Origin of the sequence: Polynucleobacter sp. AP-Elch-400A-B2 (assembly GCF_018688355.1) — a bacterium.
Classification (GTDB): domain Bacteria; phylum Pseudomonadota; class Gammaproteobacteria; order Burkholderiales; family Burkholderiaceae; genus Polynucleobacter.
Genome location: NZ_CP061317.1, coordinates 212582 through 226249, shown reverse-complemented (window position 1 = coordinate 226249; position 13668 = coordinate 212582). Strand labels below are relative to the sequence as shown.

The 13668-nt window shown below is 46.4% G+C and carries 11 protein-coding genes; 2 read left to right on the top strand and 9 right to left on the bottom strand.

What is annotated here, in order from left to right:
* Nucleotides 1-24: 24 nt before the first annotated feature.
* From holA to FD977_RS01195, 5 genes are all read right to left on the bottom strand, one after another.
* Nucleotides 25-1086: a DNA polymerase III subunit delta gene (gene holA, locus FD977_RS01215; RefSeq protein WP_215305776.1), complete on the bottom strand. Its 1062-nt coding sequence runs from the start codon at nt 1084-1086 to the stop codon at nt 25-27.
* Between the two features lie 19 nt (nt 1087-1105).
* Nucleotides 1106-1633, bottom strand: coding sequence for an LPS assembly lipoprotein LptE (gene lptE / locus FD977_RS01210; RefSeq protein WP_215305775.1), 528 nt, complete (start codon nt 1631-1633; stop codon nt 1106-1108).
* 36 nt (nt 1634-1669) lie between these two features.
* Entirely contained in the window at nt 1670-4342 is a 2673-nt protein-coding gene (gene leuS / locus FD977_RS01205; RefSeq protein WP_215305774.1) for a leucine--tRNA ligase, read from the bottom strand.
* Between the two features lie 40 nt (nt 4343-4382).
* Complete coding sequence (dapB, locus tag FD977_RS01200) at nt 4383-5183, bottom strand: 4-hydroxy-tetrahydrodipicolinate reductase (RefSeq protein ID WP_215306995.1); 801 nt, start codon at nt 5181-5183, stop codon at nt 4383-4385.
* A gap of 68 nt (nt 5184-5251) precedes the next feature.
* The gene (locus FD977_RS01195) at nt 5252-5938 is read right to left on the bottom strand and encodes an outer membrane protein assembly factor BamE (protein ID WP_215305773.1); all 687 of its coding nucleotides are present in this window, start codon (nt 5936-5938) and stop codon (nt 5252-5254) included.
* A gap of 81 nt (nt 5939-6019) precedes the next feature.
* Between FD977_RS01195 and fur the strand changes: the two genes are divergently transcribed.
* Entirely contained in the window at nt 6020-6472 is a 453-nt protein-coding gene (fur, locus tag FD977_RS01190; protein ID WP_215305772.1) for a ferric iron uptake transcriptional regulator, read from the top strand.
* 106 nt (nt 6473-6578) lie between these two features.
* On the opposite strand, the gene gap is transcribed toward fur, so the two are convergent.
* Both gap and tkt read right to left on the bottom strand, forming a co-directional pair.
* The gene (gene gap / locus FD977_RS01185; protein WP_215305771.1) at nt 6579-7607 is read right to left on the bottom strand and encodes a type I glyceraldehyde-3-phosphate dehydrogenase; all 1029 of its coding nucleotides are present in this window, start codon (nt 7605-7607) and stop codon (nt 6579-6581) included.
* Nucleotides 7608-7663: 56 nt separating this feature from the next.
* On the bottom strand, nt 7664-9658 hold the full coding sequence (gene tkt, locus FD977_RS01180; RefSeq protein WP_215305770.1) for a transketolase: 1995 nt from the start codon (nt 9656-9658) through the stop codon (nt 7664-7666).
* A gap of 43 nt (nt 9659-9701) precedes the next feature.
* Here tkt and FD977_RS01175 point away from each other — a divergent pair, with 43 nt between their 5' ends.
* On the top strand, nt 9702-10463 hold the full coding sequence (locus tag FD977_RS01175; RefSeq protein WP_215305769.1) for a 16S rRNA (uracil(1498)-N(3))-methyltransferase: 762 nt from the start codon (nt 9702-9704) through the stop codon (nt 10461-10463).
* 53 nt (nt 10464-10516) lie between these two features.
* Here FD977_RS01175 and FD977_RS01170 read toward each other — a convergent pair whose 3' ends face one another.
* Complete coding sequence (locus FD977_RS01170; protein ID WP_215305768.1) at nt 10517-11137, bottom strand: barstar family protein; 621 nt, start codon at nt 11135-11137, stop codon at nt 10517-10519.
* Nucleotides 11138-11275: 138 nt separating this feature from the next.
* Nucleotides 11276-13615, bottom strand: a complete 2340-nt coding sequence (locus FD977_RS01165; RefSeq protein ID WP_251369508.1) for an NADP-dependent malic enzyme — start codon at nt 13613-13615, stop codon at nt 11276-11278.
* Between the last annotated feature and the right edge of the window lie 53 nt (nt 13616-13668).

Here is a 13668-nt window from a genome sequence, read left to right as displayed (position 1 = left end):
ATGTCAAAATTAATATTGTTTTATCTAGCGTAATAAATTACCCACTAAGCGCAAACCATCCCAAGGATCTGCTGGTAGTTCCGCCGCCTGCAATCCTTTAGCCTGACGATCCAAGCCTGCAGCCACTTGCATCGCTCTGCGCAACTTCAAAGGCTGAACCCGCTTTAGAGCCATAGGATATATACGCTCCTTATTGCCCCAGATACGGTTAGTGCGCATTAAGTTCTGCACAGACTCTCCAGCATCGCTTGCTGCTTTTAGTTTCGATAGTATCCGAAGCTCTTCAGTTACGCTCCACAGAATCAGAACTAGGGGCTCACCCTCACCTTTAAGGCCATCTAACATGCGATTAAGGCGAGGCAGATCGCCAGCTAACATCGCTTCAGTCAACTCGAAGACGTTATACCGTGCCACCTTCAAAATAGCCGACCGAATTTGCTCCTCAGTTAATACGCCTGCAGGATGCAATAAACCCAACTTCTGAATCTCTTGATGAGCAGCAATGAGGTTTCCCTCTACCTGCTCAGCAATAAAGGCTAGAGCGCGTTGGCCGTCTGGGCCCGACTGCACCTCTTGACCCTGTTTTTTTAAGCGACCCGCAATCCACTGCGGTAATTGCGTGCGATCCAAAGAATCCAATTGAATCGCCATACCCGCCTCATCCAAAGCACTAAACCAGGCAGAGGTTTTAGTCTTCCCATCTAATTTAGGAAGGATGATGCAAAAAATCGTATCTGGGCCATCAGGCCCTCGCGACTGAGACTCGATTTGGGCGGAGAACTGCTTCAGCGCATCAGCACCATCACGTCCTGGCTTACCAGTTGGTATACGTAACTCAACCCAGCGCTTATCTCCAAATAAAGACATAGTCTGACCAGCACTTAACAAAGCACTCCAATCAAACCCACGCTCTTGCAATAAGACTTCACGATCGGTGTAACCCATTTTTTTGGCAGTGGCACGCAATTGGTCCATTGCCTCCATCATGAGGAGAGGCTCGTCACCGCTAAAGATGTAAAGAGGCTTTAATGAAGCCGCAGAATTGAGCGACTTCAAATGAAGCTGTAGGGCATCGCTCTTAACCATGCGGTTGGGTCGTCATTCTTTAAAAGCTTCGAGCCTGTGGTGCTCGAGCGGATGCAGAAACACGACGCAGAATTTGAACGGCCAGATCTCTGCGCATCAAAGATAGAAATTGTTGTATTTGGACATCGGTAGCCAAAACGGTCGATACCGAGAAGTCCATATCGCGAGTCATATAGATTTCAGCTTCAGGCACAACATCTGCGCCAGTGTTGTCATACGCCCTAAATCCGACCCGAATATTTAAGCGGTAGGCAGAAACTTGACCATTCGAGTTATATGCCAAGATCTCACGGCCATTTAGATCGTTGGTAACCTCTAAGATAAGATCAGCATCTTTAGGGTTAATCGCCACCTTCGCATCAGTACCAGTCAAGATCGCTGTTTGCAAATCAGCGCGCAAAGGTGGTGATGGATTACCAGTAATTGCAATAACCTTAAATGGCAAATCCACCATGCCACGCAAACGATAGCCGCAGGCTATCAAACCACTGACTGGGGCTAAGGTGAGAAACCCAAGCATAGTACGTCGAAGGTGATTTACGCGCATGTGTTTAGTTTCTGTTCAAAATAAAGCGTTAGCGATCTAAGCAACAATATTAATTAAGCGACCCGGAACCACAATCACCTTTTTAGGTGCAGCGCCGTTTAATGCTTTGACAGCAGGCTCACTTTGTAATGCCAAAGCCTCAATTTGTTCTTTAGTGGCATCGGCAGGCACTCTTATATCGCCACGCAACTTGCCATTAATTTGCAACATGATGGTCAACTCAGTTTGAATCAGCGCAGCCTCATCTACTACAGGCCATGGTGCATCCAAAAGAGTGCCAAATGATTGATCGCACCCAATCTCGCTCCAAAGGGCATGGGTCAAGTGAGGCACGACTGGGTAAAGCACCCGAATCAAAATACTCAAAGACTCAAGCAATACAGCAGGTCGCACTGCAGTCTTATCACCCAGCTTTATAGGCTCTAAAACATTAAGCATCTTCATTGCTGCAGAAACTACCGTGTTGTACTGGCGACGCTGATAGTCAAAGTTCGCCTGCTTCAAAATGGTATGTACTTCACGACGCAATTCTTTTTCTGCCTCATTTAAATCGTCTGGCAACACTTCACCGGCAGCACGGATTGCATCCGCCTGACTACTGGAATACATCCATACGCGGCGCAAGAAGCGCGAGGCACCTTCTACACCGGCACTGGACCACTCAAGCTGCTGCTCAGGAGGAGCGGCAAACATCACAAAGAGGCGCGCAGTATCTGCGCCGTATTGATCAATTAAAGCTTGAGGATCAACACCATTATTTTTACTCTTAGACATCTTCTCAACACCACCAATAATGACTGGTGTACCAGAAGTATCGCCTTTCAGCTTGGCACTTTGAGGGCGGCCTTTTTCATCTAGCTCGAGCTCTACATCTAAAGGATTTAACCAAGTTTTTTTACCGGATGCTTCTTCAGAGTAATAAGTCTCATTGAGCACCATGCCTTGCGTTAGCAAGTTTTGGAAGGGTTCATCAAAAGTAATGAGATTGAGATCACGCATGACCTTGGTCCAAAAGCGTGCGTAGAGTAAATGTAAAATTGCATGCTCAATACCGCCAATGTATTGATCCATTGGCATCCAGTATTCATTACGCTCATCAACCATGGTCTTCGCATCTGGACCGGTATAGCGCATGAAGTACCAAGAAGAATCCACAAATGTATCCATGGTGTCAGTCTCACGACGCGCAGGCTTGCCACATTTTGGACAATTCACACTGAGGAAGTCAGCACGTTTATTCAGTGGATTACCACTACCATCTGGTACGCAATCTTCTGGTAATACAACCGGCAAATCCGCTTCAGGGACTGGAACTGCCCCACAACCAGGATTACCCTCATCACCACAATGAATAATCGGAATCGGTGTTCCCCAATAACGCTGACGAGAGATACCCCAGTCACGCAAACGGTAAGTAGTTTTGATTTCACCAACACCCATATTTGCTAAATCCTTGGCTACTGCATCCACTGCCTCTTCATGTGACAGGCCATCGTACTTACCGCTATTAAGACAAACGACATCATCTTTTTGGGCATACCAATCTTGCCAATGGCTAGTATTGAACATGTCTGATGGAGTGCGCAAAGCAATCACTTGCTTAATCGGCAAGTCGTACTTGAGAGCAAATGCAAAGTCCCGCTCATCATGCGCAGGCACACCCATCACGGCGCCATCGCCATAGGACATCAAGACGTAGTTACCAACCCAAACTGGTACCGGCTCTTTAGTTAGTGGATGCGTCACATATAAACCTGTGAACATACCCTCTTTTTCTTGAGTAGCTAGATCAGCTTCAATCACGCTTCCCGTTTTGCATTTCTCAATAAAGGCAGCTAACTCAGGATTATTAGCAGACGCCAATGTTGCTAATGGATGTTCAGCTGCTACTGCGCAGAAAGTAACACCCATAATGGTGTCAGCACGCGTTGTAAATACATACAGCTGACCATCTTGAACAAAATTACCGTGCGCATCAGCAATCTCGTGCTTAAACGCAAAACGCACACCACGACTCTTACCAATCCAATTCTGCTGCATAGTCTTCACACGCTCAGGCCAGCCTAAATTATCTAGACCAGACAGTAATTGTTCTGCATAAGCGGTGATATTGAAGTAATAGCCAGGGATTTCGCGCTTTTCTACCAAAGCACCAGAGCGCCAACCACGCCCATCAATTACCTGCTCATTTGCTAATACGGTTTGATCGATTGGATCCCAGTTCACAACTTGGGTCTTACGATAAGCAATACCTTTTTCGAGCATCTTCAAAAAGAACCATTGGTTCCAGCGATAGTAGTCCGGACTGCAAGTAGCAACTTCGCGTGACCAGTCAATTGCTAAACCCATCGCCGCCATTTGCTTTTTCATATAAGCAATGTTGTCGTAGGTCCATTTGGCTGGAGGTACTTTATTCTGAATCGCTGCATTTTCAGCAGGCATGCCAAACGCATCCCAGCCCATTGGCATGAGCACGTTATAACCCTGCATACGCAACTGTCTCGCCATCACATCATTGATGGTGTAGTTACGAACATGCCCCATATGCAACTTACCTGATGGATAAGGCAACATCGAGCAGGCATAGTATTTTGGTCTTGGCTTGCCAGAAGCATCTACTGCGTTCTCGACTACCTTATAAGCTTGCGAGCTTTCCCAATCAGCGCGTGCTGCAGCTTCAATACTGCGGTGATCGTAATCCTTACTCATTCAATACAACTCTTTTCTTCTATTCTGTTTTACTGAAAATTCACTTACGCAGGCCAAGCACATCTTGCATGTCATAAAGGCCGGAACTCTGACCCTGCAAGAAGCGTGCAGCGCGCAACGAACCTTGTGCATAAGACTGACGACTAGAAGACTTATGGCTAATCTCAATACGCTCACCCTCGCCCGCAAATAAGACAGTGTGATCACCCACAATATCTCCACCACGGATAGTGGCAAAACCAATCGAGCCCGCTTTGCGCTCACCGGTATGACCTTCGCGTGCGTATACCGCAACATCGTCCAATTTCTCACCAAGCGCATCCGCAATCACCTCGCCCATTCTGAGGGCGGTACCAGATGGCGCATCCACTTTATGACGGTGATGGGCTTCAACGATTTCAATGTCGTAACCTTCATTCAACATCTTTGCGGCAATCTCTAGCAACTTAAATGTCACATTGACACCCACACTCATATTTGGAGCAAATATGATTGCCAAATTGACGGAAGCTTTCTTAAGACTATCAATTTGTTCTGAGCTCAGGCCGGTAGTACCGATAATCATTTTGGTGTTCGTCTTTTGCGCCACGGCCAAGTGAGCCATGGTGCCCTCGGGACGAGTGAAGTCAATCAAAAACTCAGCGCCACTTAAAGCCTTCGTAATATCCGATGTAATGACTACGCCAGTTTTTTTACCCAAGAATGCACCAGCATCTTCACCAAGCAAAGGGCAAGACTCATGCTCTAGCGCACCAACAAGCTCAGCATCCGTGCAATTGAGCACAGTCTCGATCAACATTTTTCCCATGCGGCCTGTTGCACCAGCGATTGCGATTTTCATCATTTGTATCTTCGTTTCTTATTCAAGGTTGCCGAAAAACTTCACTCGACATCAACACAACTTTATCTTTATTTAACTTCACTAGCCTGCGGGACGTTGAGTGCACCAGGGCCTAACTGTTGAGGCACCGGCTGAGCATCTGGCGATTTTTTTGAAAAGCTAAAAAAGTCCCAAAATGAACTGCTAGCAGGAGCAGCAGGCACTGTAGCCCCGGCGGGCAAATTATTAGTTGGGCTGGGAACCAGCAACTCTGGCTGCTGCAAAGGTGGAGTTACTGGAGGCTTGTTCGATCCAGTCATGACATCCCAGAATGAGCGTTTGGTTTTTGCATAGCCATCAATCTCGGCAACCAACTCAACATCGGTTGGCAAGGCATCACCCTGGAATTTGACCAACTTATCGCCTTCAAAAAATACCGTTACGCGACGCTCTTTACCCATCACCTGACCGGCACGCTTGAATTCAAAAACGTAGTCCCAGCGATTGGCATGGAAATAACTAGCCAACAAAGGTGTTCCCAGAATTTGACGCACCTGCTCACGACTCTGACCGACTTGTAACTTAGCGTATTGCTCACTCGAAATAAAGTTGCCCTGCACCACATCCGGAACATAAGGTCTAAAGACTTTATTCATCCAGGCACGTTGGGTGTCGTCGACAGCGCTGGTGCAACCAGTGGTGATCATTACCGAACTCACTGTAGCAATAACTAACACCATCCGGGCGAGGTCAAAAACTCCAAAAATGGAGTTCATTAGACGAGTAAAAAGTTGAAGGCAATTTTGCATGGCAGGCCGTATCATTAAGACATTGATTTTAGCTCCCAAACCCTGAATATGAACCAAAACTCGACTCCAGCAGATTTACGCGACATTGGCCTTAAGGCAACCGGTCCACGCATGAAAATCTTGGACTTTTTTCATCAAAATGGTGGCACGCACTTTAGCGCCGAAGACGTCTTTATGGCCTTGGCCAAAGATGACAAAGAAATTGGTCTAGCCACGGTATATCGGGTGCTCACCCAGTTTGAGCAAGCAGGACTATTGCTCCGTAGTCATTTTGAGTCCAGCAAAGGGGATGGTAGGGCTATCTATGAACTGAATGAGGGTCAGCACCATGACCACCTGGTCTGCCTCGATTGCGGTCACGTTGAGGAGTTTGTGGATGAGGCCATTGAAAAAAGGCAGCGCGATATTGCTAAAAACCTCGGTTTCAAGCTCCAGGAGCACTCTTTAGCCATGTATGGCCACTGCCAAAAGAAGAATTGCCGCAATAAGCTAAAGTCCTAATTCAGGAAAATAAGAGCAAATAACGAAAAAAGACCTCAATTGAGGTCTTTTTTTCATGTAAAGCAAGATTTTAAGAACTTTTAGCCTTAAAAACCCACTTAACTACTTACTTTACAGCCATCAATGCTTGGGCAGCATTGAGCATTTGGACTGAATAACCCCACTCGTTGTCATACCAAGCCAATACTTTGACCAACTTACCATCAGCTGAAACGCGAGTCTGGGAAGCATCGTAAATACTGGGGCGCGGATCGTGGTTGAAGTCGATGGATACCAAAGGCAGGGTATTGAAACCCAAAATACCCTTCAACTCGCCCTCACTAGCTGTTTTGAGGATGGAATTGACTTCATCCAGGCTGGTAGGGCGGCTGGCAGCAAATGTTAAATCCACAACAGAAACGTTAATGACGGGTACGCGCATTGCAAAACCATCAAAGCGCCCTGCTAAAGCCGGCAATACCAAGCCAACCGCTTTTGCAGCACCTGTCTTGGTTGGAATCATGCTGGTTACAGCAGAACGCGCCCGGCGCATATCCTTGTGATACACATCAGTCAGAACCTGATCATTGGTGAACGCATGAATCGTAGTCATCAAACCAGACTCGATACCAATTTTTTCTAGCAGTGGCTTAACCAATGGGGCAAGACAGTTCGTTGTGCAGCTTGCGTTGGAGACAACAACATCGCTTGGCTTCAAAACTTGTTGATTCACGCCATAAACAATCGTGGCATCTACATCTTTTTCACCTGGAGCAGAGATCAATACCTTCTTTGCGCCCTGAGAAATATGCACCATGGCTTTTTCTTTGGAAGTAAATTTGCCTGAGCACTCAAGCACTAAATCCACACCCAACTCACCCCAAGGAGTTTCCAAAGGATTGCGAGTAGAGAACATCTTGATGCGATCGCTATTGACCACCATGCAATCACCGTCTACCTTTACTTCAGCAGGAAAACGACCATGCGCAGAATCATATTGCGTCAGGTGCGCATTGATGTCGATATCACCCATTGCATTAATTGCAACAATTTTGATATCACGTCTAGGCTTGCCATTGACTTGATCTTCATACAAAGCACGTAAGACCATACGACCAATGCGACCATAACCGTTAATTGCGACACGAATTGTCATTCCATTTCCCTTACTAATTTTGAATTCTTAAATAAATACTTTGTTTCTTATCTTATCTATTGCTTTGCAATAAATTGCTTCACTGTTTTAGTAATCTGGTCAACCGTTAAACCAAAGTATTCATACAGCACAGGTGCTGGCGCAGATTCCCCGAAGGTATCAACACCGTGCACTGCAGCGCAACCATACTTCCACCAGAAATCACTTACGCCGGCCTCAACAGCAATGCGTGGAATGTCGGCAGGCAATACTTTTGCTTTGTACGCAGCATCTTGTTGATCAAATACTGTCGTCGATGGGATCGATACCACACGAATACCAAAACCCTCGCCCTCTAAACGCTCTGCTGTTTGCAATGCCAGGGCGATTTCTGAACCAGTAGCAATGATCACTGCCTTGATCTTAGATTTCTTGGGATCACGCAAAACATATCCACCGCGGGCAATATCTTTTACTTGCTGACTATTACGTGGCACAAATGGGCAGTTTTGACGACTGAAGATCAAGGCACTTGGGCCATGCTTACGTTCAATTGCAGAGCCCCAAGCCACCGCACTTTCAGTGGTATCACATGGACGCCACACCATTAAATTCGGAATGAGGCGCAAGCTCGCTACATGCTCAACAGACTGATGGGTTGGGCCGTCTTCACCCAAGCCAATAGAGTCATGCGTAAAGACAAAGATACTACGCAGCTTCATCAATGCAGCCATGCGTATTGCATTCCGGCTGTAATCAGAGAAGGTTAGGAAGGTGCCCCCAAACGGGATATAGCCACCATGCAAAGCGATACCGTTCATGATGGCGCTCATACCAAATTCGCGCACACCATAGTTAATGTGGTTACCCCATTGATCGCCACGCACAGCCTTGCATGAAGACCAGTTGGTTAAGTTGGAACCTGTCAAGTCGGCAGAGCCACCCATGAACTCCGGCAAAGCTGGCGCCAATGCCTCGATCGCATTTTGACTGGCCTTACGAGTAGCAATTGTTTCTGCTTTGGTTTCACAAGTTTTTAAATAAGCATCTAAAGTCTTAGAGAAGTCTTTGGATAAATCGCCTTGCATACGGCGCTGTAACTCTGAAGCTAACTCTGGGTATTTATTTTTGTAGGCTTGGAATTCTTTATTCCACTCATGCTCAGCAGCTTGGCCACGCCTCTTGAAATCCCAAGCTTCGTAAATATCGTTTGGAATTTCAAACGGCGCATAAGGCCAGTTCAATGCAACACGGGTTGCAGCGATTTCAGCTGCGCCCAATGGTGAGCCATGTACCTTGTCACTACCGGCCATATTGGGGGAGCCCTGACCAATCGCAGTCTTACAACAAATCAAGGTTGGCTTATCACTCTTCTTCGCCTTGGCAATCGCGCTCGATACCGCTTCTGCGTCATGGCCATCAACATCACGAATCACATTCCAGCCGTAAGCCTCAAAACGCTTTGGCGTATCTTCGTTAAACCAAGAAACCACTTTGCCATCAATCGAGATGCCGTTGTCATCCCAGAGTGCGATGAGTTTATTGAGTTTAAGTGTGCCAGCCAATGAACACACTTCATGACTGATGCCTTCCATCAAACAACCATCACCTAAAAATACATAGGTGTAGTGATCAACAATATCGTGACCTGGGCGATTAAATTCCCCTGCTAATAATTTTTCTGCCAGCGCCATGCCAACCGCGTTTGAAATACCCTGACCTAAAGGACCCGTAGTAGTTTCTACTCCAGGAGTAATTCCATACTCAGGATGTCCAGCAGTTTTGCTGTGCAACTGACGGAAGTTTTTTAACTCGCTCATCGGTAAGTCATAACCAGTGAGATGCAATAAGGAATACAACAGCATCGAGCCATGGCCGTTAGATAAAACAAAGCGATCACGATTCATCCAATGGGGATCGGTTGGATTGTGTTGCAAATGTTCATTCCACAGACCGACTGCAATATCAGCCATACCCATTGGCATTCCAGGGTGTCCGGAATTGGCTTGTTGAACTGCATCCATGGATAAAGCGCGAATGGCATTTGCCATACGAATTTGAAGGTTTGACATCGTAAATTAGGTCTCGAGAAAATTAATTAGCTATATTTCGGTAATGCCTCAATTTTATCTTCCCGGCCCATGGGAAAACCAAAAGCCAAATACCCTCACCCCTGAGCTCGCACATCACTTGCGCGTGCGCCGCATCCAAGTTGGTGAATTTTTCCCCATCTTTGATGGAAAAGGTCTGGTTGCCCAGGCCAAGCTCCTCTCACTGAGCAATAAATCAGGGGAAGCTGAATTGAGCGATATTCGCCAAGACACGCATCGTGAGAGCCCCTATGCCATTACCTTGGCGCAAGGTCTGGCTGGAGGCGACAAGATGGACTGGGTGGTTGAGAAGGCCATAGAGACTGGTGCTCAGGTCATCACACCCTTGCAATGTGAGCGCTCAGTGATCAAATTAACTCGCTCGAGTGACGCTGAACGCGCTCAAAAACGCCTTCTCCACTGGGAAGGCATTGTTCAAGCTGCCTGCGAGCAATGTGATCGCACTGTCTTAGCCGCTGTAGAACCTATTCAGAGTTTTGCAAGTTATCTACAGAAGCCACAAAAAGCCAAACTTAAACTACTTTTAAGTCCTGATACTGATAAAAGTCTTTATTCAGTTTTGCTTGACAGTCCACCGCAAGATATTATTTTGATGATTGGGCCAGAAGGTGGGCACTCCCCAGAAGAGGAAGCGCAAGCTCAAGCAGCGGGTTATCAACTAGTTTCTCTCGGTGATCGAGTATTGAGAACTGAGACTGCTGGAATTGTGGCTATTACTGCTGTTCACAGCATTTGGGACCCAGAAATGCAAAATCGCCTCAGATAGAGGCGATTGTTATTGTTTTACTGTCTTACTGCTTCAATCGTTAAAACGAGTGATTAGGCAAAAGAGTAGAACACGCGATACGGTGTGCGGCGCTCAGACCAGAAGTCCACGGCGTCACGGAACACATCAAGCAGGGTCTCGCGAGCTTCTTTGTCAAACTTCTGTGTACATGGCAAGCCTTCGAGTACCACTACGAAGCCTGGCTGGGGGCCTGACTTATCAACAGTAGTAGTCAGAGTATCCAGTAAAGGATCGAAATTCTTAGCTTGTTGCTTAGTGAAGGTGTAAGCAATCGCAATCGCCTCTAAAACCTCACCTTTAGTTATCGCATTTGCACAATTGGCGTAAATGAAATGCTGGCCAAGTTCAGTAGCTGCCTCCTGAAGGTCAGGAGTACGGAAAGCACGAATAGATTGCACGATATTAGGGCTCACACTGCGCAACATTGCCGGCGGTCCGGCATCGCGAACGGCCAAAGCGGCACGCCAAGAAGCTGTCACTTTTTTCCCCGAAACTTGATTTGCTGCATAGGTTTGTAAACGAGATAAACCGCCCTCAGCATAGATATTGGCAGCAGATGACTCGGTTTCGAGTCGATCGTTACTATCCCAATTTTCAGCCCGACTGTGTTCGTCAAAGCCTACTGTAGTGCCGTTTTCAGAGCGATTATTCATGATGGATGCTAGATTACCCTTAACACGCCATCAAATCAAGCCCAATTACAGTACATTTTATATAAACCATTGATTTATATAGTAATTATTTATGTTAGTTAATACCAACTAACATAAACAAAAATTCATCCTTAGATCTTAGGCCGCTCCCCTAGCGTTACTTGCTGCTTCAACTACCGCCAAAGTCGTCAAATTGACGATACGACGTACTGTAGCTGCTGGCGTCAAAATGTGAATTGGCTTTGCGACCCCTAAAAGCAATGGTCCGATTGCGATACCGTTACCAGCAGCAGTCTTCAATAAGTTATAAGAAATGTTGGCAGCATCAATATTTGGCAGAACCAACAAATTTGCATCGCCTTTTAATGGTGATGAAGTAACCGCACCGGCGCGAATGGTTTCATCCAAAGCGCTATCACCATGCATTTCACCATCCACCTCAAGGCTAGGGTCTGCTTTTTGAATCAAAGCCAGCACATCACGCATTTTGACTGCGGATGGGGCGCTGCTAGAACCAAAATTAGAATGGGACAAGAGCGCCACCTTAGGCGCTATGCCTAATTTACGCATTTCGTTTGCAGCCATCAATGTGAGTTCAGCCAATTCTTCTGCCGTTGGATCAATATTCACATGGGTATCTACCAAGAAGACTTGGCGACCCGGCAAAATCAATCCAGACATGGCACCATAAACATTGGCGCCCGGCTCTTGACCTACCACTTCGTCGATGTACTTCAAATGGGTGGCTAAGTTACCAACGGTTCCACAGATCATGCCATCAGCCATACCTTTGCTAATCATGATGGATCCGATCAAGCTATTGCGGCGACGCATTTCTAGCTTAGCAAAGGATTCGGTAACGCCTTTACGCTCAGTCAAGGCTAAATAGGTTTGCCAGAAATCACGGAAGCGTGGATCATTTTCTGGGTTCACAATCTCAAAATCTTCACCCGCTTTAATACGTAATCCAAACTTTTCAATGCGGTGCTCGATTACCGCAGGGCGACCGATCAAAATTGGTGTAGCCAGATGCTCATCAATGATGATTTGTACTGCACGCAATACACGCTCATCTTCACCCTCAGCAAACACAATACGTTTTTGAGCGGCAGACACTCCTTTAGCAATGCTAAACAATGGCTTCATCAAAGTACCGGAGTGGTACACAAATTGTTGCAACTGATTGCGGTAAGCATCGAAGTCTTTAATTGGACGCAGAGCAACGCCATCCTCCATTGCCGCTTTAGCAACAGCAGGTGCAATGACGGTAATCAGACGTGGGTCAAACGGTTTCGGAATTAAATACTCGGGACCAAAAGACAGGTTCTCAATACCGTATACCGAGGTCACTATTTCACTCTGCTCAGCTCGTGCCAACTCCGCCACAGCCTTTACTGCTGCGACTTCCATGCCACGTGTGATGGTCGTAGCACCAACGTCTAATGCACCACGGAAGATAAACGGAAAGCACAGCACGTTATTCACTTGGTTTGGATAATCAGTACGACCCGTTGCCATTACCGCATCAGGACGAACTTCCTTAACTTCCTCAGGCAGAATCTCTGGGGTTGGATTTGCCAAGGCATAAATCAATGGCTTATCAGCCATCTTCTTCACCATCGATTGTTTAAGAACACCACCAGCTGAGAGGCCTAAAAAAATATCAGCGCCTTCAATCACTTGATCCAAGGTGCGCAAATCAGTTTCTTGGCAGAACGGCTCCTTCTCAGGATCCATTAATTCTTGACGACCTTTGTATGCAACACCAACTAAGTCAGTAACCCAAATATTCTTACGAGGGATACCAAGGTCAACCAATAAATCCAAACAAGCTAATGCAGCAGCGCCAGCACCAGAGGTGACTAATTTCACATTAGCAACATCTTTACCGACTACTTTTAAGCCATTCAGAATCGCAGCAGCAACCACAATTGCAGTTCCATGTTGGTCATCATGAAAGACTGGAATCTTCATACGCGCTTGCAACTTGCGTTCGACAATAAAACAATCTGGTGCTTTGATGTCTTCTAAATTAATACCACCAAAGGTGGGTTCGAGGGCCGCAATGATTTCAACTAATTTATCTGGATCGTTTTCATTGATTTCAATATCAAAAACATCAATGCCAGCAAATTTCTTAAAGAGAACTGCTTTACCTTCCATCACTGGCTTACTAGCCAATGGTCCGATATTTCCGAGGCCCAATACTGCCGTACCGTTGGTGATCACACCGACTAAATTACCTCGAGCTGTGTATTTGAAAGCATTGGCGGGATCTTTAACAATCTCCTCGCACGGCGCAGCAACGCCAGGCGTGTAAGCCAAGGCTAAGTCACGCTGATTGGTTAACTGCTTCGTTGGGGCAATTTCAATCTTGCCTGGGGTTGGGAACTCATGATAGTGAAGAGCAGCTGCCCTTAAATCTGCTATTTGCTGTTCTTTACTGCTATTGCTTGGTTTGCTCATCAGTTCACTCATCAATCGGACGTATTCAAGCCTCTAATTCTATTCCTCTCAGATGGAAGAGTCCC

What these genes read in the sequence shown, in the direction of transcription:
- holA (WP_215305776.1), bottom strand. Translation starts at nt 1,086, where the DNA reads ATGGTTAAGAGCGATGCCCTACAGCTTCATTTGAAGTCGCTCAATTCT.
- lptE (WP_215305775.1), bottom strand. Translation starts at nt 1,633, where the DNA reads ATGCGCGTAAATCACCTTCGACGTACTATGCTTGGGTTTCTCACCTTA.
- leuS (WP_215305774.1), bottom strand. Translation starts at nt 4,342, where the DNA reads ATGAGTAAGGATTACGATCACCGCAGTATTGAAGCTGCAGCACGCGCT.
- dapB (WP_215306995.1), bottom strand. Translation starts at nt 5,183, where the DNA reads ATGAAAATCGCAATCGCTGGTGCAACAGGCCGCATGGGAAAAATGTTG.
- FD977_RS01195 (WP_215305773.1), bottom strand. Translation starts at nt 5,938, where the DNA reads ATGAACTCCATTTTTGGAGTTTTTGACCTCGCCCGGATGGTGTTAGTT.
- fur (WP_215305772.1), top strand. Translation starts at nt 6,020, where the DNA reads ATGAACCAAAACTCGACTCCAGCAGATTTACGCGACATTGGCCTTAAG.
- gap (WP_215305771.1), bottom strand. Translation starts at nt 7,607, where the DNA reads ATGACAATTCGTGTCGCAATTAACGGTTATGGTCGCATTGGTCGTATG.
- tkt (WP_215305770.1), bottom strand. Translation starts at nt 9,658, where the DNA reads ATGTCAAACCTTCAAATTCGTATGGCAAATGCCATTCGCGCTTTATCC.
- FD977_RS01175 (WP_215305769.1), top strand. Translation starts at nt 9,702, where the DNA reads ATGCCTCAATTTTATCTTCCCGGCCCATGGGAAAACCAAAAGCCAAAT.
- FD977_RS01170 (WP_215305768.1), bottom strand. Translation starts at nt 11,137, where the DNA reads ATGAATAATCGCTCTGAAAACGGCACTACAGTAGGCTTTGACGAACAC.
- FD977_RS01165 (WP_251369508.1), bottom strand. Translation starts at nt 13,615, where the DNA reads ATGAGTGAACTGATGAGCAAACCAAGCAATAGCAGTAAAGAACAGCAA.